This window comes from Paraburkholderia sp. J94 (assembly GCF_905220285.1).
GTDB classification, from domain to species: domain Bacteria; phylum Pseudomonadota; class Gammaproteobacteria; order Burkholderiales; family Burkholderiaceae; genus Paraburkholderia; species Paraburkholderia tropica_A.
This window is the reverse complement of the sequence record NZ_CAJMZH010000009.1, coordinates 244,408-263,961: the sequence shown is the minus strand read 5'-3', so window position 1 is coordinate 263,961 and position 19,554 is coordinate 244,408. Positions and strand designations below refer to the sequence as shown.

At 66.2% G+C, this 19,554-nt stretch carries 13 protein-coding genes and 1 pseudogene; 6 read left to right on the top strand and 8 right to left on the bottom strand.

Going from position 1 to position 19,554, the window contains the following annotated elements:
- Window positions 1-199: 199 nt before the first annotated feature.
- From U4Y88_RS21140 to U4Y88_RS21120, 6 genes and pseudogenes are all read right to left on the bottom strand, one after another.
- Complete coding sequence (locus U4Y88_RS21140; RefSeq protein ID WP_321786119.1) at window positions 200-4,726, bottom strand: YadA-like family protein; 4,527 nt, start codon at window positions 4,724-4,726, stop codon at window positions 200-202.
- Between the two features lie 96 nt (window positions 4,727-4,822).
- A pseudogene (locus U4Y88_RS37775) lies at window positions 4,823-4,954 on the bottom strand (ESPR domain-containing protein); the annotation flags it as partial.
- A 441-nt stretch (window positions 4,955-5,395) separates the two neighbouring features.
- The gene (locus U4Y88_RS21135; RefSeq protein ID WP_321786117.1) at window positions 5,396-6,301 is read right to left on the bottom strand and encodes a cation diffusion facilitator family transporter; all 906 of its coding nucleotides are present in this window, start codon (window positions 6,299-6,301) and stop codon (window positions 5,396-5,398) included.
- A complete protein-coding gene (selD, locus tag U4Y88_RS21130) occupies window positions 6,298-7,371 on the bottom strand; it encodes a selenide, water dikinase SelD (RefSeq protein WP_224013592.1) in 1,074 nt (357 codons plus the stop codon). The genes U4Y88_RS21135 and selD overlap by 4 nt, the downstream gene beginning before the upstream one ends.
- A 54-nt stretch (window positions 7,372-7,425) precedes the next feature.
- Window positions 7,426-8,382: an alpha/beta fold hydrolase gene (locus U4Y88_RS21125; RefSeq protein WP_321786115.1), complete on the bottom strand. Its 957-nt coding sequence runs from the start codon at window positions 8,380-8,382 to the stop codon at window positions 7,426-7,428.
- Window positions 8,379-9,413, bottom strand: a complete 1,035-nt coding sequence (locus tag U4Y88_RS21120) for a M14 family zinc carboxypeptidase (RefSeq protein WP_224013594.1) — start codon at window positions 9,411-9,413, stop codon at window positions 8,379-8,381. The genes U4Y88_RS21125 and U4Y88_RS21120 overlap by 4 nt, the downstream gene beginning before the upstream one ends.
- 305 nt (window positions 9,414-9,718) lie before the next feature.
- On the opposite strand from U4Y88_RS21120, the gene phnC reads away from it, so the two are divergent.
- The 4 genes from phnC (at window position 9,719) to U4Y88_RS21100 (ending at window position 13,680) form a co-directional block, all read left to right on the top strand.
- A complete protein-coding gene (gene phnC / locus U4Y88_RS21115; RefSeq protein WP_321786113.1) occupies window positions 9,719-10,612 on the top strand; it encodes a phosphonate ABC transporter ATP-binding protein in 894 nt (297 codons plus the stop codon).
- A 62-nt stretch (window positions 10,613-10,674) separates the two neighbouring features.
- Window positions 10,675-11,661, top strand: a complete 987-nt coding sequence (gene phnD, locus U4Y88_RS21110) for a phosphonate ABC transporter substrate-binding protein (protein ID WP_310630889.1) — start codon at window positions 10,675-10,677, stop codon at window positions 11,659-11,661.
- 8 nt (window positions 11,662-11,669) lie between these two features.
- Entirely contained in the window at window positions 11,670-12,521 is an 852-nt protein-coding gene (phnE, locus tag U4Y88_RS21105; RefSeq protein WP_321786112.1) for a phosphonate ABC transporter, permease protein PhnE, read from the top strand.
- A gap of 322 nt (window positions 12,522-12,843) precedes the next feature.
- Window positions 12,844-13,680, top strand: coding sequence for an EamA family transporter (locus U4Y88_RS21100; protein WP_321786110.1), 837 nt, complete (start codon window positions 12,844-12,846; stop codon window positions 13,678-13,680).
- 39 nt (window positions 13,681-13,719) lie between these two features.
- Here U4Y88_RS21100 and U4Y88_RS21095 read toward each other — a convergent pair whose 3' ends face one another.
- The gene (locus U4Y88_RS21095) at window positions 13,720-15,513 is read right to left on the bottom strand and encodes a PLP-dependent aminotransferase family protein (RefSeq protein ID WP_321786108.1); all 1,794 of its coding nucleotides are present in this window, start codon (window positions 15,511-15,513) and stop codon (window positions 13,720-13,722) included.
- Window positions 15,514-15,637: 124 nt separating this feature from the next.
- Between U4Y88_RS21095 and gabT the strand changes: the two genes are divergently transcribed.
- Window positions 15,638-16,930 (top strand): 4-aminobutyrate--2-oxoglutarate transaminase, encoded by a 1,293-nt coding sequence (gene gabT / locus U4Y88_RS21090; RefSeq protein WP_310630893.1) that lies wholly within the window; start codon window positions 15,638-15,640, stop codon window positions 16,928-16,930.
- Between the two features lie 175 nt (window positions 16,931-17,105).
- Window positions 17,106-18,557 carry an NADP-dependent succinate-semialdehyde dehydrogenase gene (gabD, locus tag U4Y88_RS21085; protein WP_224013601.1) on the top strand — a complete coding sequence of 484 codons (1,452 nt, stop codon included), beginning with the start codon at window positions 17,106-17,108 and terminating at the stop codon, window positions 18,555-18,557.
- A gap of 173 nt (window positions 18,558-18,730) precedes the next feature.
- Here gabD and U4Y88_RS21080 read toward each other — a convergent pair whose 3' ends face one another.
- Window positions 18,731-19,351 carry a hypothetical protein gene (locus U4Y88_RS21080; protein WP_224013671.1) on the bottom strand — a complete coding sequence of 207 codons (621 nt, stop codon included), beginning with the start codon at window positions 19,349-19,351 and terminating at the stop codon, window positions 18,731-18,733.
- Between the last annotated feature and the right edge of the window lie 203 nt (window positions 19,352-19,554).

Genomic DNA, 19,554 nt, shown 5'->3' with positions numbered 1-19,554 from the left:
GAGATAGGGCGCGGACCTGCGCGCAGGGTCCACGTCAAACTCGCCCGATATTGGCGATGCCGCCCATGCGGCCATCCTGCGTCACGCCGCCGCAAAAAAAAAAAGCCCGGTGGTCTTTCGACCACCGGGCCTGGAATGCGCGGCTTGTGTGCTCAGCCGCGCGGTTCACCCCGTAGCATTGTTTTTTTCTGGCGCTCGATTACCACTGATAACCCGCGCCAACGGTCACGCCGGTGTTGCCCTGGCTGCTCGAACTCGCCGATGCCTTGGCGACCCAGCGGTTGTTGCGCGTCACGTAGGACACACCGAGCGCCATGCCGGTCTGACCGCCGATACGCGAACCGGCAGCGGCCACCATCGTCTTGCCCGGCTCGGTCGGCTGCGGGAGACCCGCCACCGCCATCGCCGCCGCCGCCGCGCCGAACGCGTCCTTGCGCACGTCGCTGATCTGGTTCTGCACGCCAGCGATACGCTGATCGACATAACCCTGACCCTGCGAGGCCACCGCGTTGAGCTGGTTCACGTTCACCGCATCGGTGCCCGCCGTGCCCGCCGCCACGTTGGTGATCTGGCGTTCGCTGCCCGCCGAGCCCACCGACACCGCGTTGTCGCGATCGGCGATCGAACCTGCGCCCAGCGCCACCGCGTTCGTGCCGCTCGCCTGTGCGTTCGCGCCGATCGCCACCGACTTCTCGCCGCTGGCGACCGCGTTCGCACCCGCCGCCGTTGCATGAGCGCCGGTTGCCTGCGCGCCTTCCGTGTCGCGGTTGCCTTGCGCCGCGAAGAACGGGTTGACCGCCGCTTCCGCCGCCTGCTGGACCGACGCGATGGCGTCGTTCATCTGGCCGACGTTGACCGCATCGGTGTTCGCCGTGCCGGCCGCGACGTTGTGCAAGCCAACCGGCGTGCTGCCGTCGCCGAACGTCACCGAATCGTGCGCCGACGAGTCGTACATCACCGCGTTCGCCATCTGCCCTTGCAGGTTCGTCACGTTGCCTTGCAGACCGGCGATGTCGGTCGTGTTCTGCGCGACCTGCTGATTCGTCGCGTAGAGCTGCGAGCCGTTCACCGCGTCGGTGCTCTGCGCGTTCAGCGCGCCCGCCGACACACCGGTCAGCACGCGCGTGCCCGCCGTGCCCGTGAAGTCCACCAGATTGCCGTCGGTGCCCTTCGCGACCGTGATGGTGCGCGAGGTGGCGTCCTGCTGCACGAGGCCGATGGTGCCGCTGCTCAGCGCGTCGGACAGATCCTTCACGCGGCCGTCGATGTTCGTGAAGGCATCGCCGGCGTTGTTGAACGTCGCGCCGCCGATGTTGTACGTCGGACCGGAAATCGAACCGTCGTCGTTCACCGTCGAGCCGCCGCCCAGACCGGTCGCCGTGCTGCTGGCGAGCTTGTAGAGCTGCGAGCCGTTCACGGCGTCGGTGCTCGACACGTTCACCGCGCCCGCCGCCACGTTGTGCAGCGCGACCGGCGTGCTCGAACCGGCACCGCCCAGCGTCACCGAGTCATGCGCCGACGAGTCGTACATCACCGCATCCGCCATCTGACCGCCGAGGCTGGTGATGCTGCCCGCGAGGTTGCTCACGTCGCCCTGCAGCGTCGTCACCGAGCCTTCCAGGTTGCTGATGTGGGTCGTGTTCAACGTCACCTGCGTGTTGGTCGCGTAGAGCTGCGCACCGTTCACCGCATCGGTGCTGGTCGACGACAGCGTGCCCGCCGCCACGTTGCTCAGCTTCACGTTCGTGCTCGCGCCGACACCACCCAACGTCACCGAGTCATGCGCCGACGAGTCGTAGATCACCGCGTCCGCCATCTGACCGCCGAGGCTGGTGATCTGGCTCTGCATCGTGGTGATGTTGTTGTTGGTTGCGTAGAGCTGCGAGCCGTTCACGGCGTCGCTGCTGGTCGACGACAACGTGCCTGCTGCCACGTTGCTCAGCTTCACCTTCGTGCTCGCGCCGACACCACCCAACGTCACCGAGTCATGCGCCGACGAGTCGTAGATCACCGCGTCAGCCATCTGGCCGCCGAGGCTCGTGATCTGGCTTTGCAGCGTCGTGACGTTGCCCGCGATGTTCGACACGTTCGTGTTCGTCGCGTAGAGCTGCGAACCGTTCACTGCATCGCTGCTGGTCGACGACAGCGTGCCCTCCGCCACGTTGCTCAGCTTCACGTTCGTGCTCGCGCCGACACCGCCCAGCGTCACCGAAGCATGCGCCGACGAGTCGTACAGCACCGCGTCAGCCATCTGGCCGTTGAGGCTGGTGATCTGGCTCTGCATCGTGGTGATGTTGTTGTTCGTCGCGTACAGCTGCGAACCGTTCACCGCATCACTGCTGGTCGACGACAGCGCGCCCGCTGCCACGTTGCTCAGCTTCACGTTCGTGCTCGCGCCGACACCACCCAGCGTCACCGACGAATGCGCCGACGAGTCGTACATCACCGCGTCAGCCATCTGGCCGCCGAGGCTGGTGATGCTGCCCGCGATGTTGCTCACGTCGCCTTGCAGCGTCGTCACCGAGCCTTGCAGGTTGCTGATGTTGGTCGTGTTCGTCGTCACCTGCGTGTTGGTCGCGTAGAGCTGCGAGCCGTTCACCGCATCGCTGCTGGTCGACGACAGCGCGCCCGCTGCCACGTTGCTCAGCTTCACGTTCGTGCTCGCGCCGACACCGCCCAGCGTCACCGAAGCATGCGCCGACGAGTCGTACAGCACCGCGTCAGCCATCTGGCCGCCGAGGCTGGTGATCTGGCTTTGCAACGTCGTGACGTTGCCCGCGATGTTCGACACGTTCGTGTTCGTCGCGTAAAGCTGCGAACCGTTCACCGCATCGCTGCTGGTCGACGACAGCGTGCCCGCTGCCACGTTGGTCAGCTTCACCTTCGTGCTCGCGCCGACACCACCCAGCGTCACCGAAGCATGCGCCGACGAGTCGTACATCACCGCGTCGGCCATCTGGCCGTTGAGGCTGGTGATCTGACCTTGCATCGTCGTGACGTTGCCTTGCAGATTGCTGATGTTCGTCGTGTTCGCCGTCACCTGCGTGTTGGTCGCGTACAGCTGCGAGCCGTTCACCGCGTCGGTGCTGGTCGACGTCACACGGCCTGCTGCGACGTTCGTCACCTGACGTTCTGCGCCTGCCTTGCCCACGCTCACCACGCCGGTCGGCGTCGTGCCTGCATAGGTGTACGTCGTGCCACCGATCACGCCATTGGACGTCGCCACAGCGGCCGCCGTGGTCGCGCCGTTGCCCAGCGCCACGGAGTTCACCGTGGAAGCATTCGCACCGGTACCGATCGCAACCGCGCCGGCTGCGCTGGTCGAAGCGAGTGCGCCGATGGCCGTCGAGTTGGCCGCCGCCGCGCTGGCCGTGCCGCCAAACGCAACGGCGCCCGATGCCTTGGCATAGGAACTGCTGCCCACTGCCACGTTGTTGCCGTTCCCTCCTGCCGAGCCTGCATTCGCGTTGTTGCCCAGCGCGACCGAATCGTAGCCTTCAGAGAACGCGGACTGACCGATCGCGATATCGGAGGAATTGTTGTAGAGCGACCCGGTGTTCGTTTGAGCCCCATTGCCGATGGCAATCGAACGATAGCCCTGCGCCGACGCGCTTGCACCCAGCGCGACATTGCCGCCCTGCGAATTAAAGCCCGCTCGGCTTGCCGCCGCTCCATCACCAATCGCGATGTCATCCGCGTAATTGGCAGCGGCGGCCGGCCCGATTGCCGTCGAGTTCGCGCCCGTCGCCACCGAATCGCCCAGCGACGAGTTCGTGTGGAAGTACTTGATGCCGCCGCCGTTCGTGATGTTGTTGACGGTGCTGTTGAGGCTCGTGATCGAGGTCGTGTTCGCCGTCACCTGCGTATTGGTCGCGTAGAGCTGCGAGCCGTTCACCGCGTCCGTGCTGCTGGACGTCACTTGACCCGCCGCGACGTTCGTCACCTGACGTTCGGCGGTTGCCTTGCCCACGCTCACCACGCCGGTCGGCGACGTGCCTGCATAGGTGTACGTCGTGTCGCCGATCACGCCATTGGCGGTCGCCACAGCGGCCGCCGTTGTCGCGCCATTGCCCAGCGCCACCGAGTTCACCGTGGAGGCATTCGCGCCGTAGCCGAGCGCGGTGGCATTCGTCGCGGATGCCGTCGCCCGGGGGCCGAGCGCGGTACTCCACGAACCGCTCGCGGTCGTCTGATAGCCGGTCGAAACCGCTACGCCATTGGCATACGATCCGTTGCCCAACGCCACGCCAGAGTTGTTGCTATCGGTCGATGCAACCGTGGCACCTTTACCCATCGCGACGCCGAGCGATATGCTGCTGGCGGCAGAGCCAATCACGATCGCGTCGTTCCCCAAGGCCGTGGCTGCGCCACCGATCGCTACGGCGTTTGACGCCGTCGTCGTCGACGCATTGCCGATCGCGATGGAATTCGCACCACTCGACGACGCAGCGGAGCCGATCGCAACACTGTTGTTGCCGGCGGCGTTCGCCGTGAAGCCGAATGCGTTGCTGCCGGTACCGCCCGCATTGGCCTGCATGCCGACTGCCGTCGCGCTACCTGCCGCGGTCGAGCCGAATCCCATGGCGACGCCATAGTCGCCCTTCACCGAGGCGAACGCGCCATAAGCCGTGGCCGCAAGCATATTGCCGCCCGAGGCGGAACACCCTGCGACCAGCGAATAGGTTCCGTTACCGTCGATCGGGTTGGTTTCCGCGGCGTAAGCCACGCCGTTGACGGTCCCCGCGACAGTGGTGCATGTGCCAGTCGAAGTGCTAATGGTAGCGGCCCTGGCATTCATCGCGACACCGCCAAACGCAGTGGCCGCAAGCGACGCAGCAAGCACGGTCCGAGCCGTCCGCAGGCGCGAACCTTTTCCGCGCACCCGCGCGGTTTCCTGCGCCACCACCCACGCACCCATCGCCGCGTTCCACACAGTGCGATAAATCTTGTTCATCTTGGATTCCTCCGGAAAAGTTGCCGGACAGCGATTCACAACCAAAACTTCGCTATCCGAAATAAATGCCTCTTCACAGAGCCCGTGGCACGAATGTCTGCCTCCATTCAAATCAGGTAGCAGAACAATCGATGGGGTTGTGGAAGCGATGAACCCAGTCTAAAAATTTCCGCGATGCGAGCGAATAGGACGAATTCGAATCAGGGCCGGTGTGGCGTGGGTTGACGCACGGCGGCCACGCGCAAGCCGAGGTGTCTCGCATATCGGAGAAACCATCGGAATAAGACGAATTCGAAAGGCGGAAAAATCGCGCACGAGAACCGGGCGCGCGGTACGCGAGAAAGCGTGAGGAGAGAGAAAAACAAAACGGGCCGCGCTCAAGGAGCGGCGGCCCGTTTAAACATGGTCAGATCCGCGCAGGACGGATCGCACAAAAGAACTTTAACGATTCACGAAATCCGGTTCGAAAAACACCCAGCGCACTTCGGGAAAACGCGCCTGCAAATCGGCCTCGATTTCGTTGATGGCTTCGACCATCGTGCGGCTGTGCTCGTAATCGATCATTTCGGCCTGCACCGCCACGACAATCTCCTTGCCCCATTGCAGCGTGATGATGTTCATGATCGCGCGGATCTCGGGACGCGCGCGCAAATACGCCTCGATGGCGCGGCGCATTTCCGGGCTCGCCGATTCGCCCACGATCATCGACTTCACCTCGCGCGCGACGAGCCACGCGATCGTCATCAGCAAAAAGCCGATGCAGATCGAGCCGCACGCGTCCCACACCGGGTTGCCGGTAACGACCGTGAGCAGCACCGCGACGAACGCAATCGCGAGACCCGCGAGCGCGGCGACGTCCTCGCCCGCCACGACCAGCAGATCGGAATCGCGCGTCTCGCGAAACCAGCGCCACAGCGGTTTGCCGGGATTGCCCTTGCGAATCTCGCGCATCGCGCCGTACAGCGAAAGCGCCTCCAGCACGACCGAAATGCCGAGCACCGCGAGCGCGATATAGACGTACTGCAGCGGCTCGCGCGTGAACAGCCGATGCACGCCCTCGTAGACGGAAAACGCGCCGCCCACGAAGAACAGCAGCAGCGCGACCAGCAGCGAGTAGAAGTTGATCGCGCGGCCCGAGCCCATCGGATGCAGCGGCGAAGGCGGCTCGCGCGACTGGCGCAGGCCGAACAGCAGCAGCAGTTGATTGCCGCAATCGGCGGTCGAGTGAATCGCCTCGGCGAACATCGAGCCGGAACCCGTGAACACCGCCGCCGCGTATTTGCAGACGGCGATTCCCGCGTTCGCCGCGAGCGCGTAGAAAATGGCTTTCGGCGACTCCGCGCTCATACGACCTCGACGCGCGCGGGGCCTTCGCTCAATTCGCCGATCACGCGGGCGTCGGCGAAACCGTCGTCGCGGAACAGCGCGAGCACATCCTCCACGCGCTCCGGCGCGCAGGCGACGAGCAGGCCGCCCGACGTCTGCGGATCGGTGAGCAGCGTGCGCGCGCTCTCGGGCAGGCCCGGCGCGAGCGTCACGCCCTCGCCGTACGAGGCCCAGTTGCGCCCCGACGCGCCCGTGAACACGCCCTGATCGACGAACGCCTCGACGCCCGGCAGCCACGGCAGATCCGCGTAACGCACGCGCGCCGTGAGACCCGCGCCGCGCGCGATTTCGAGCGTATGGCCGAGCAGGCCGAAGCCGGTCACGTCGGTCATGGCGTGCACGTCGTCGAGTTCGGCGAGCGCCGCGCCCGGCTTGTTGAGCATCGTGGCGGCGGCGACCATCGCCTGGTAGCCGGCATCGTCGAGCAAGTCTTTCTTGAGCGCCGCCGAGAGCACGCCCACGCCGAGCGGCTTGCCGAGCACGAGCACGTCGCCCGCGCGCGCCGACGCGTTGCGCTTCACGCGCGACGGATGCACGACGCCGAGCGCCGCGAGCCCGTAGATCGGCTCGACCGAGTCGATCGAATGGCCGCCCGCGACGGGAATGCCCGCCGCCGCGCAGACGTCCTCGCCGCCGCGCAGCACCTGCGCGATGACTTCGTGCGGCAGCACGTTGATCGGCATGCCCACGAGCGCGAGCGCGAGGATCGGCTTGCCGCCCATCGCGTAGACGTCGGAAAGCGCGTTGGTCGCGGCGATGCGGCCGAAGTCGTACGGATCGTCGACGATCGGCATGAAGAAGTCGGTGGTCGCGACGATGGCCTGCTCGTCGTTGAGCTGATAGACGGCGGCGTCATCGGCCGTCTCGGTGCCGACGAGCAGATTGGGGAACGCGGCCGTGAGCGGCGTGCTGCGCGCGAGCAGCGCGGAGAGCACGCCCGGCGCGATCTTGCAGCCGCAGCCGCCGCCGTGCGAAAGGCTCGTGAGGCGCGGCGCGGCGCTGCCCGATGAAGTGCGGACGGTGTCGTTCATGGCGGGAAATCTTCCTGAAAGTGCTGACGAAACGTCCCTATTATGGGGCAATCGTCACGGCGGCGATGCAGGCTCGTCCGGCGCGGGGGCGGGCGAATCGGCTTGCGGTTCCGCCTCGGCTCTCGCCCTTGCGGAATCGCTCGCGTGATCGGTCGCGTGATCGGTCGCGGGATCGCTCGCTAATTCGCTTGCGGATTCGGTCACGGATTCATTCACCGCTTCGCTCGCGCAGATCGCCTCGATCAGCCAGTGCGGATCGTCGTGCGGCAAATCGTGGCCCGCCCACGGATGCTCGACATGGCGCGCGCCCCACGCCTGCGCGAGCCGCGCCGAGCACACGGGATTCACCAGTTGATCCGCGCGCGACGACGCCACCAGCACCTCGCAACGCGGCACGCCGCGCGCCGAAAACCGCGCGGCGGCCCAGAGCTGGCGCAGCGCGTTCGCGCGGCTCACCGGCGCGCTCGCGCGGATCGCGCGCCAGGTGTCGAGATCGGCGGCGAGCGTGTTGCGGCGCGCGCAGGTCGCGGCATGAATGCGCGTCTCGGCCACGCCGATGCGGTCGCGCCCGCGCCAATGCTGCGCCGCGTGCAGCAGCGCGGGCCACGCGGCGGGCCGCAGGCGCTCGTCGAACCGGCTGAAGGGCTGCATGCTCGTGTTCACGAGCACGAGCCGCGCGATCTCGGCCGGAAAGCGCAGCGCCCAGGCCGTCGCGACCATGCCGCCGAGCGACATCGCCAGCACGCGGACCGGCGGCGCGCCCTCGCGGAGCACCAGCGCGCGCTGAAGCTCGTGGCGCACGGCATCGACGTAATCGTTCACGTCGAGCGGCGACACCGCGTGATGGCGCGTGCCGTTGCCCGGCAGATCGACGGGCAGCACGGCGCCGCCACGCGCTTCGAGCAGCGGCGCGAACGCGCCCCAATGCCGCGACTCGCGCGTGAGGCCGCGCAGCAGCACCCACGGCGCTGAAGCCGACGACGACGACGATGGGTTCAGGTTCGCACTCATACGCCGGGCCGCTGATACCAATGCCCGATCGCGCTTTGCAGCACCTGCTGGCGCGCGACGCCTTCGGGCAGCCAGCGTTCGGACGAATACGCGGCGCGCGTGAGGAAATCGAACAGATTCGCGTGACGCCGCAGCACGCGCGCGGTGCGGTGCTGCATCACCGGATTGAACATGCCCTGACGCGAAAAGATCTGGCGCGGATTTTTCTTGATCCACAGCCACGAGCCCAGTTCGAGCGTGAGCGGCAGGAACACGTTGTCGGCGGGTGCGCGATCGTACGCGCAATCCCACAGATCGCCGTGCAGCAGATATTGATGGCTCTGCGGCTCGAACGTGTAACCGTGATGCGGATGCGCGCGTTCGAACATCGTTTTCAGCACGTACATTTCAGGCAGATGACGCATGAGCTGGCGCGTGCGCGCGTACGGAAACCAGATGCTGTCGCTCCATCCGTAACCCGAATGACAATCGAGCGCGAACGCGAGCGGCCGGTTCGTGAGTTCGTCGTCGACCACTTTGAGCAGCGCCGAGGCTTCGGTTTCCATCGTCGCGCCGCGCCGTCCGCGATACCACGGCAGCCACGACCCCACGCGCTGGCCGCCCGCGAGAAAGGGCACGCGCTCGTCGGCGTCCTGCGGCGCGTTGCGCATCAGATCGACGCCATTCGGATTCGCGCGCGTGGCGAGCCACATGCCGCCCGGATTGACGATGGGCATCATCACGAGCCGCACCGATTCGAGCTGGCGCATCAGCAATTCGTCCCACGCGAGACGGCCCACGAGCGCGCGCATGTAATCGAGCACGAGTTGCGAGCCGATGCGTTCGAGCCCATGAATGCCGCCGAAGAATCCGATCGCGGGCGCGTGCGGATCGCGCGAGCCCACCGCCGCCACGTAGAGCGAAAACGACCGGCCGCGCACCGCGACCTCGCCCGCGCTGCGGATGTCGAACCAGGGCGAGCCCGCGTCGAGGAGCGTTTTCAGGTCCTCGTATTCGGCGAAGCTGTCGGGAAGGAAGCTCAGTGCCTGCATGGCGTCGCGGGTCGTCGCTCGTTCGGTTCAAGGGAAACAGCGCGGCATTCGAAAACCGGGGACAGCACATGCGTTTGCCAACAATATAGCCCTTTCATGCGGCATTCCGCGTGACATGTGTGAGACGTCACACAGATGTCATCACCTCGACTTGTTGCGCCCTCGTGAACGTCTTGTGAATGTGTAGTCGTCTAGACGTCGCGACACCTTCACTCAACCGTCATAGTCGCTTCCTAGAATGTCCCCGACTCGAGCACGGGATGCGCACGCCTCCCACTCATCGGATGAATGGAGCCGACGCTGACATGAGCGCGCAAATGGACGCAATTCGAATCGAACGACTGTCGAAAACTTTCGGGCCGCAGCGCAAGGCGCTCGACGAAATCAACCTGCGCGTGGGCGTGGGCGAAATGGTCGCGCTGATCGGCGCATCGGGCTCGGGCAAGTCGACCTTGCTGCGCCATATCGCGGGTTTCGTCGCCGCCGATCCGCAGCCTTCGCGCATCGAGATTCTCGGCCGCCCGATCCAGCAGGACGGACGCATCGTGCGCGAAGTGCGCCGTATTCGCCGCGACGTCGGCTTCGTGTTCCAGCAGTTCAATCTCGTGCATCGCCTGAGCGTCGAGACCAACGTGCTGATCGGCGCGCTCGCGCGCCTGCCGCTGTGGCGCCGTCTCACCGGCCGCTTTCCGCGCAGCGAACGCGAGTTGTCGATCGCGGCGCTCGCGGAAGTCGGTATCGCCGATAAAGCGCACGAGCGCGCCGCGAATCTCTCCGGCGGCCAGCAGCAGCGCGCCGCGCTCGCCCGCGCGCTGGTGCAGCGCGCGCGCCTGATTCTCGCCGACGAACCGATCGCCTCGCTCGATCCCGAATCGTCGCGCCGCGTGATGGACATGCTGCGCATGCTCAATCGCAATCACGGGCTCACGGTGGTCGTGTCGCTGCATCAGGTCGATATCGCCATGCAGTATTGCCCGCGCACGATCGCGCTGCGCGACGGCCGCGTGGTCTACGACGGGCCGTCCGCCGCGCTCACGCCCGAGCTGTTGCAGAAGCTGTACGGCAGCGCCGCGCGCGAATTGCTCGAAGCGGATGCGGCGCCCGCACAGGCGTCCACGCAAGCGGAAACACAAGCAGCAACACAAGCGGCAACGCAAGCACGCGCGCAGCAGTTCGGCGCGCAGCCGAAGGCGGCCTAGCCCCTTCTACGCGAATCGCAAGCAAACGTTTTCCTCCCCAACCGAACCGGACCGCCTCTCCCATGAAACTGATCCGTTCCCTGCTTTCCTGCTGCGCCGCCGGCGCCGTTGCGTTCGCCTCGCTCGGCGCATCGGCCGCTCACGCCGACGACCTGAACTTCGGTATTATTTCGACCGATTCGTCAGCAGTCCTCAAGCAGCGCTGGCAACCGTTCATCGACGACATGAGCCGTCAGACTGGCCTGCACGTGAATGCGTTCTTCGCCACCGACTACTCGGGCATCATCGAGGCGATGCGCTTCAACAAGGTGCAGATCGGCTATTTCGGCAACGCCTCGGCGATGGAAGCCGTGGACCGCTCGAACGGCGAAGTGTTCGCGAAGGTGCTCTACGCGAACGGCGACGCGGGCTACAAGTCGGTGCTGATCACCAACGTCGACAGCCGCGTGAAGACGCTCGACGACGTATTCAAGAATCCTAAGGACCTCACGCTCGGCTGGGGCGACCCGAATTCCACGTCCGGCTCGCTGATCCCCGGTTATTACCTGTTCGCGCAGCGCAATCTGCCCGTGAACGCGACCACGTTCAAGACCGTGCTGCCGTCGAGCCACGAAGCGAATCTGCTCGCCGTGGTCAACAACAAGGTCGATATCGCCACCAACAACACGATGGAACTGGCCACGCTGGAACGCAAGCACCCCGACCGCTTCAAGCAGGTGCGCGTGCTGTGGACCTCGCCGCTGATTCCGTCCGATCCGCTCGTGATGCGCAAGGATCTGCCCGAAGCGACCAAACAGAAGCTGCGCGACTTCTTCTATCACTACGCGAAGACCGATCCGCGCGAGAAGAAGATCATGGCCGATATCACCGGCTACGCGGGCTTCGCGCCGTCGAGCGACGAGCAACTGCTGCCGATCCGCCAGATCGCGCTGTTCCAGCAAAAGCAGAAGATCGTCGCCGACACGCATCTTTCCGACGACGACCGCAAGAGCCAGATCGCGGCCATCGACGCGAAGATCGGCGCGCTCAACGCCGCCGCGAAACCGTGATGGGCGCGATGGACTTCGACGCCCCGCCGCTCGCCGCGCAAAACGCGCAAAACACCCAGAGCGCCCAGAGCGCCGATGCGAAAGCGCGCCTGCAAGCCGCCTCAAGCAAGCGCAGCTGGTCCTCGCTCGTGCTGTGGGCGATCGTGCTGATGCTGCTCGGCGCGGCGTGGCGCGGCGCGGACATGCGCCCGCTCGACCTGCTCTCCGATTCGGCGAACATGGGCACCTTCGCGGAAGGCTTCTTTCCGCCCGACTTCCACGAGTGGCGCACCTACGTGCATGAAATGTGGGTGACCATCGCGGTCGCGCTCTGGGGCACGGCGCTCGCGCTCGTCTGCGCGGTGCCGTGCGGGCTGATGTCGGCGCACAATCTCGCGCCGCGCTGGGTGCTGCATCCGGTGCGCCGCCTGATGGACGCGTGCCGCGCCATCAACGAGATGGTGTTCGCGATGATCTTCATCGTGGCCGTCGGGCTCGGCCCGTTCGCGGGCGTGCTCGCGCTGTGGGTGCACACCACGGGCGTGCTCGCGAAGCTGTTCGCGGAAGCCGTCGAAGCCATCGATCCGCGTCCCGCCGAAGGCGTGCGCGCGACCGGCGCCACGCCGCTCGACGAAATCATCTACGGCGTGCTGCCGCAAGTCATGCCGCTGTGGATCTCCTACGCGCTCTACCGTTTCGAGTCGAACGTGCGCTCGGCGATGGTGGTGGGCATGGTGGGCGCGGGCGGCATCGGCGTCGTGCTCTACGAGGAAATCCGCTCGTTCGACTATCCGCAAACCTGCGCGGTGCTGATCATGGTCGTGGCCGTCGTGACGGTGATCGATCTGGTATCGGCGCGGCTGCGCGCGCGCGTGATCTGATCGCGGTTTTCGCCGAACCGGCGCTTCTTGTGCGCCGCGTTGTGCGCCGCGTTGTGCGCCACGCTTGCGTGCTGATCGACGCGAGCCCCGGGACGAAGGTCTCGCGGCTCGCGTCACGCATTTTTCGCGTGGCTCACAAGCAGCGTGACAAACGCGCTACAGGGTGAAATTCGCCGCGAGGTTCGCGGCCAATTCGCTGGCATCGCCCGCCATTCGCTGGAATAATGAGAGCCTTGCGGCGATTTGCATCGCTTTGTGGCAAATTGTGGCACTCGCCGCGCCGCGCTCTCCACTCCCAACCGCCTCACCGCGATCACTCTCGATGGCCAGTTTCGTCGTCCTGCTGGTTTTGCTCTCGGCGCTCATGCACGCGAGCTGGAATGCCTTCCTTCATCTCTCGAGCGACCGCGTCTGGCTGCTCGGCATGTTCTCGGTGCCGTATGTGATCGTGAGCGCGATCGCCGTCTGCGTGCTGCCGCTGCCCGACGCCGCGAGCTGGCCGTACATCGCCGCCTCCGCCGTGCTCGAACTCGCGTACTGCTTCACGCTCGTGCGCGCCTATCGCAGCGGCGATTTCGGCCAGATCTACCCGATCGCGCGCGGACTCTCGCCGCTGCTCATTTCGGCGGGCGCGCTGGTATTCGCGCACGAAGAACTGCACCCGCTCGCGGCAACCGGCGTCGTGCTGGTCTCGCTCGGCATCATGTCGCTGGCGTTCCGGCGCGGCATGCGCTTCTCCGGCGAAAGCGTGCCGTACGCGCTGCTCACGGGTTTGTTCATCGCGGTCTATTCGATCGTCGACGGCCTCGGCGCGCGCGCCGCGGGCAACGGGCTCAGCTACATCATGTGGGTCTATCTGCTCTGGAACGTGCCGCAGTTCCTGATCGTCTGCAAGATGCGCGGCGGCGCGGCGCAGATGTTCATGTCGAAGGCCGCCGTCGCGCGCGGCATGCTCGCGGGCGTGCTCGCGCTCGTCGCGTACTGCTTCGTGATCGAGGCGTTCCGTTTCCTGCCGATCGCGATGGTGTCGGCGCTGCGCGAACTGTCGTCGATCTTCGCGGTGCTGATCGGCTGGCTGTTCATGAAGGAGCAACTCACGGCGCGCCGCATGATCGCATGCGCGCTCGTGACTTGCGGCGCGGTGTTGATCCGGCTTTAAACAGCTTTAAACAGCTTTAAGCGGCTGAAGGCGCGGAGTTCAAGCGAACGTCGGCAACGTCACGTCGATGGCTTCGGCGAGCGTGTCGAATGCGGGCGCGATCTCTTCGTCGGGCACGCACGCATAGCCGATCAGCAAGCCCGACGCCGCGCGCTCGCGCTCCGAGTAATACCCCGACAAGGGCCGCACGACGATGTTGCGCGCGAGCGCGGCCTCGGCCACGGCGCGGTCGTCGCTGCCTTCGGGCAACTGCATGACGACGTGCAGGCCCGCATCGCCGCCGAGCGCGGGCAGCGCGTCGCCGTAACGGCGCGTCGCGGCGTCGAGCAGCGCCTGACGACGCTGGCCGTAAAGCGCGCGCATCTTGCGGATATGCGACGTGAAATGCCCCTCGGCGATGAACTCCGCCAGCACGGCCTGCTGCAATAGCTGGCCTTCGCGATACAGTTCGGCGCTCGCGGTGGCGAAGCTCTCGGCGAGCGGTTCGGGCGCGACCAGATAACCGACGCGCAGCCCCGGAAACAGCGTCTTGCCGAAGCTCCCCACATAGATCACCTGCCCCGCCGTATCGAGCCCTTGCAGCGACGCGAGCGGACGGCTGCCGTAACGGAATTCGCTGTCGTAATCGTCCTCGATGATCCAGCACTGATGCTGGCGCGCGTATTCGAGCAACATGCGGCGGCGCGCGAGGCTCATCACCATCCCGAGCGGATATTGATGCGACGGCGTGACGAGGATGAGCTTCGGCGGCGGCGCGGCGAAATCGGCGGCGGACGGATTGATGCCCTCGCTGTCGACGGCGACCGGACGCGCCTTCAGCCCCGACACGTGCAGCACGCTGCGCACGCCCCAGTAGCACGGATCTTCGGTCCAGATGGTGTCGCCGGGATCGGACAGCAGACGCACGGCCAGGTCGACCGACTGGTGGATGCCGGTCGTGATGATGATCTGCTCGGGCGAGCAGCGCACCGAGCGCGAGGTGCGCAGATAGTCGGCGAGCACGTGACGCAGCAGCGCGAGGCCGCCGCCCGGCGCGTAGGTCAGCAGGTCGGGGCGCAGGCTGCGCCAGTATTTGTTGTGCAGACGCGTCCAGACGCGCGCGGGAAAACGCGAGACGTCGGGGACGCCGGGCATGAACGCGCCGCCCTGGCGCTTCGAGACGCCCGCGCCCGCGATCAGGCGCGCGCCGCGCGTGGATAAGGCGCGCGCGGCGGGGCGATGGATCTGGGCGGCGGCGGTGAGTGCGTCGGGGGGGAGCGGGAGCGATGGCGATGGCGTCGCGGTGGAAGCGGATGCGGCGAGGCCTGGGTGCGCCGCACTCGCCACGGCCGCTGCGAGCGTGCCGCCTGCTGATTGCCGCGCGTCCGCGCTCGCGGGTGATCCGGCTGTGGCTCCGGTTGTGGCCCCAACTCCGGCTCCAGCTCCGACTCCGGCCAGCCCCATCGCGCCCCGCACGCCGGGGCTGTTAGTTGCAATCCCGACACCCGGCGATCCGGCCCCTCCCAGTACGCCACTTTTCCGCGCATCGACAGAGCCAATTTCCGCCGCGCCGACGATCTCATCCGGCGACGTATCGGCGACAAACGTGCCCCGCCCGGTCGCCGAAGTCACATAGCCTTCGAGCACCAATTGTTCGTAGACCTGCGTGACGGTATTACGCGCGATCCCCAATTCCGCCGCCAGCAGCCGCGAAGACGGCACGCGCGCGCCCGCGGGCAGCTCGCGCGACAGGATCGCCTGCTGCAACAGCCGGTGCAACTGGCGATAGACGGGCTGTCCGCTGCCGCGCTCGATCCGCTGGGCCAGCCAGTCTGACAGGACACTCGCACGCATCGAAATTGGCTCCTATGAATTTATTTGAATGGCTCTGAAATTTAGAGCCAAACGTGAGTATAGTCGCGCCATGGACTGCTTGCCGGTCCACCAACCAATCCGAAAACCGAAGTTTGTGAAGGAGATGAACGTGAGCAAGAACGCCGATCTGCAGAGCCGCAAGGACGCCATCACGCCGCGCGGCGTGGGCGTCATGTGCAACTTCTACGCCGAGCGCGCTGAAAACGCGGAACTGTGGGACGTCGAAGGCCGCCGCGTCATCGACTTCGCCGCCGGCATCGCCGTGTGCAACACGGGCCACCGCCATCCGAAGATCGTCGCCGCCATCAAGGCGCAGCTCGATCGCTTCACGCACACCGCCTACCAGATCGTGCCGTACGAGTCGTACGTCTCGCTGGCCGAAAAGGTCGCCGCGCGCGCGCCGGGCAGCTTCGCGAAGAAGGCCGCGTTCTTCACGACCGGCGCCGAAGCCGTCGAAAACGCCGTCAAGATCGCCCGCGCCTCGACCGGCCGTCCGGGCGTGATCGCCTTCGCGGGCGGCTTCCACGGCCGCACGATGATGGGCATGGCGCTCACCGGCAAGGTCGCGCCGTACAAGCTCGCGTTCGGCCCGTTCCCGGCCGACGTCTACCACGCGCCGTACCCCAACGCGGTCCACGGCATCAGCACGGCCGACTCGCTCAAGCACATCGAGATGCTGTTCAAGGCCGACATCGATCCGAAGCGCGTCGCCGCGATCATCTTCGAACCGGTTCAGGGCGAAGGCGGCTTCTACCAGGCGCCGGCGGACTTCGTGCGCGGCCTGCGCCAGATCTGCGACACGCACGGCATCCTGCTGATCGCCGACGAAGTGCAAACGGGCTTCGCGCGCACCGGCAAGCTGTTCGCGATGGAACACTACGACGTCACGCCTGACCTGATGACGATCGCCAAGAGCCTGGCCGGCGGCATGCCGCTGTCGGGCGTGGTCGGCCGCGCCGAAGTCATGGACGCGGCAGCGCCCGGCGGCCTCGGCGGCACGTACGCGGGCAACCCGCTGGCCGTGGCGTCGGCGCACGCGGTGATCGAGATCATCGAAGAAGAAAAGCTCTGCGAACGCGCCACGAAGCTCGGCGACAAGATCAAGGCCAAGCTCAACGCGATGAAGGCAGAAGTGCCGCAAATCGCCGACGTGCGTGGCCCGGGCGCGATGAACGCCGTGGAATTCTGCAAGCCGGGCACGAGCGAAGCCGACGCCGACTTCACGAAGCGCGTGCAAACCGCCGCGCTGAACCGCGGTCTGCTGCTGCTGGTTTGCGGCGTGTACTCGAACGTCGTGCGTTTCCTGTTCCCGCTGACGATCCAGGACAACGTGTTCGACGAAGCGCTCGCGATCCTCGAAGAGTCGATCAAGGAAGCCGTGGGCGTGCCGGCGTAAGCCTCACAGCCTGCATCGCGACCGCTGCAAGACCTCCGGCCCGCCGCGCGCGGGCCATCCCTGACGGCACATCGGCACTTGCCGCTGTGCCGTTCGTCGTTGTGCGCCGCGCGCCGCGACGACCCACCGAATCACATCGCATTCAATCGAATCGAAGCCTGTCGGGAGTTCTGAGATGAACCTGAAAGACGCATCGCTGCTGAAGAATCTGGCCTACATCAACGGTGAATGGCAAGGCGCCGAAGACGGCGCCACGCTCGACGTGACCAATCCCGCCACCGGCGCGCTGATCGGCACGGTGCCGCGCATGGGCGCCGCCGAAACGCGCCGCGCGATCGCCGCCGCGAACGCCGCGTGGCCGAAGTGGCGCGCGAAGACCGCGAAGGAACGCAGCGTCATCCTGCGCAAGTGGCACGACCTGATGATGGAAAACGCCGACGACCTCGCGCTGATCCTCACGACCGAACAAGGCAAGCCGCTCGCCGAAGCGAAGGGCGAAATCGGCTACGCCGCCTCGTTCCTCGAATGGTTCGCGGAAGAAGGCAAGCGCATTTACGGCGACACGATTCCGACCGTCGCCAACGACAAGCGCCTCGTCGTGACGAAGGAAGCGATCGGCGTGTGCGCCGCGATCACGCCGTGGAATTTCCCCGCCGCGATGATCACGCGCAAGGTCGGCCCCGCGCTCGCCGCAGGCTGCCCGATCGTCCTCAAGCCCGCCGAAGCCACGCCGTTCTCGGCGCTCGCGCTGGCCGTGCTGGCCGAACGCGCGGGCGTGCCTGCGGGCATCTTCAGCGTCGTCACGGGCGACCCGAAGGCCATCGGCGGCGAACTGACGAGCAACCCGACCGTGCGCAAGCTGTCGTTCACGGGCTCGACGCCGGTCGGCCGCCTGCTGATGAGCCAGTGCGCCTCGACGGTCAAGAAGGTCTCGCTCGAACTCGGCGGCAACGCGCCGTTCATCGTGTTCGACGATGCCGATATCGACGCCGCCGTCGCGGGCGCGATCGCCTCGAAGTACCGCAACAGCGGCCAGACCTGCGTCTGCACGAACCGCTTCTACGTCCACGACGCCGTGTACGACACGTTCGCCGCGAAGCTCAAGGACGCGGTCGAGAAGCTCAAGGTCGGCCTCGGCACCGAGGGCGGCGTGACGCAAGGCCCGCTGATCAACGAAGCGGCCGTGCTGAAGGTCGAATCGCATATCGAAGACGCGCTCGGCAAGGGCGCGCACGTGCTGACGGGCGGCAAGCGCCACGCGCTCGGCCACGGCTTCTTCGAGCCGACCATCCTGACGGGCGTCACGCCCGCGATGAAGGTCGCGCGCGACGAGACCTTCGGCCCGCTCGCGCCGCTGTTCCGCTTCTCGTCGGACGAGGAAGTGATCAAGATGGCGAACGACACCGAGTTCGGCCTCGCCGCCTACTTCTACAGCCGCGACATCGGCCGCGTCTGGCGCGTGGCGGAAGCGCTCGAATACGGCATGGTCGGCATCAACACGGGCCTGATCTCGAACGAAGTCGCCCCGTTCGGCGGCGTGAAGCAATCGGGCCTCGGCCGCGAAGGCTCGCACTACGGCGTGGACGATTACGTCGTCATCAAGTATCTGTGCATGGCGGGGATGTAAATCTGCCTGTCGATTGACCCGGCGCGCGCGTTGCTCAAGCGCGCCGCGTTGCTCGTACGCTTGCACGTAAAAACGCCGGCGCATCGCGATCACTCGCGGTACGCCGGCGTTGTCTTTAATGACGCCGGAAAGCGCGCTCGCGCAGCGCTTTAGGCCGTCGCTTACTCAGTCGCTTACTCAGTCGCGCCCACCGGCGTGACCTGCGTCGCGTAAGCCGACACGAACACGGCATGCACCGTGTCGCCGACCTTCAGGCTCTTGAGATCGATATCCGACGGGGCTTCGAGCGTCACCGTCTGATACGCGCCGCGCAGCGTGACCTCGCGCTTCTTCGCGTTGATGTGCTGCACGGTCGCCTGCACCTCGACCTGGCGCGCGGCGTCGTAACCCGACGAAGCGGGCAGATAAACGTTGGTATCCACGCGCTTGCGGATGCCCTTTCCGCTGCCGGTCACCTTCTCGGCCGTCACGAGCAGCGCGTTCTTGTAGAGCACGTCAACGGTATCGCCGACGTTCAGCTGATCGAAATTGCTGACCTGCGGGCTCAGCGCGATATCGACATCGTTGCCGCGCGGGCCGCGCAGCGTGACCACGCGTGCGGCGCGGTCGATGCCGACGATCTTCGCCTTCACGTGCACCGGCGGCACGTTGGCGACGATCGCCTGCGCCGCGCCCGCCAGCGCCGATTGTCCACCCGCCTGATCCGGCTGCGCGGGCTGCTCGTTCTGCGCCCACGCCGCCTGGCCGACGGCCACGCCCATCACCATTGCTGCTGCCAAAGTCGCTGCCTTCATCATCCGCGTTCTCCTTCAAAGACGGGGTTTGAATCACGATGCAACGGAATTGCGGTCGGCTGTGCTCGTCGATTGCGACCGACGACCTCGCGCCGATGTGGAGGCGATTTTACGCGCGGCTTTCTGATCGAGCGTCGTAACTGTCCGCGTCCGGTATCAGGTTATTCGCGTTGGATGAAGGACTTCGACACGCAGTCGATGGG

Excerpts from the sequence above, each read along its gene's own strand:
- selD (WP_224013592.1), bottom strand. The coding sequence starts at position 7,371 with ATGAACGACACCGTCCGCACTTCATCGGGCAGCGCCGCGCCGCGCCTC.
- phnD (WP_310630889.1), top strand. The coding sequence starts at position 10,675 with ATGAAACTGATCCGTTCCCTGCTTTCCTGCTGCGCCGCCGGCGCCGTT.
- gabD (WP_224013601.1), top strand. The coding sequence starts at position 17,106 with ATGAACCTGAAAGACGCATCGCTGCTGAAGAATCTGGCCTACATCAAC.
- U4Y88_RS21125 (WP_321786115.1), bottom strand. The coding sequence starts at position 8,382 with ATGAGTGCGAACCTGAACCCATCGTCGTCGTCGTCGGCTTCAGCGCCG.
- U4Y88_RS21080 (WP_224013671.1), bottom strand. The coding sequence starts at position 19,351 with ATGAAGGCAGCGACTTTGGCAGCAGCAATGGTGATGGGCGTGGCCGTC.
- U4Y88_RS21135 (WP_321786117.1), bottom strand. The coding sequence starts at position 6,301 with ATGAGCGCGGAGTCGCCGAAAGCCATTTTCTACGCGCTCGCGGCGAAC.
- U4Y88_RS21095 (WP_321786108.1), bottom strand. The coding sequence starts at position 15,513 with ATGCGTGCGAGTGTCCTGTCAGACTGGCTGGCCCAGCGGATCGAGCGC.
- gabT (WP_310630893.1), top strand. The coding sequence starts at position 15,638 with ATGAACGTGAGCAAGAACGCCGATCTGCAGAGCCGCAAGGACGCCATC.
- U4Y88_RS21120 (WP_224013594.1), bottom strand. The coding sequence starts at position 9,413 with ATGCAGGCACTGAGCTTCCTTCCCGACAGCTTCGCCGAATACGAGGAC.
- U4Y88_RS21100 (WP_321786110.1), top strand. The coding sequence starts at position 12,844 with ATGGCCAGTTTCGTCGTCCTGCTGGTTTTGCTCTCGGCGCTCATGCAC.
- phnC (WP_321786113.1), top strand. The coding sequence starts at position 9,719 with ATGAGCGCGCAAATGGACGCAATTCGAATCGAACGACTGTCGAAAACT.
- phnE (WP_321786112.1), top strand. The coding sequence starts at position 11,670 with ATGGACTTCGACGCCCCGCCGCTCGCCGCGCAAAACGCGCAAAACACC.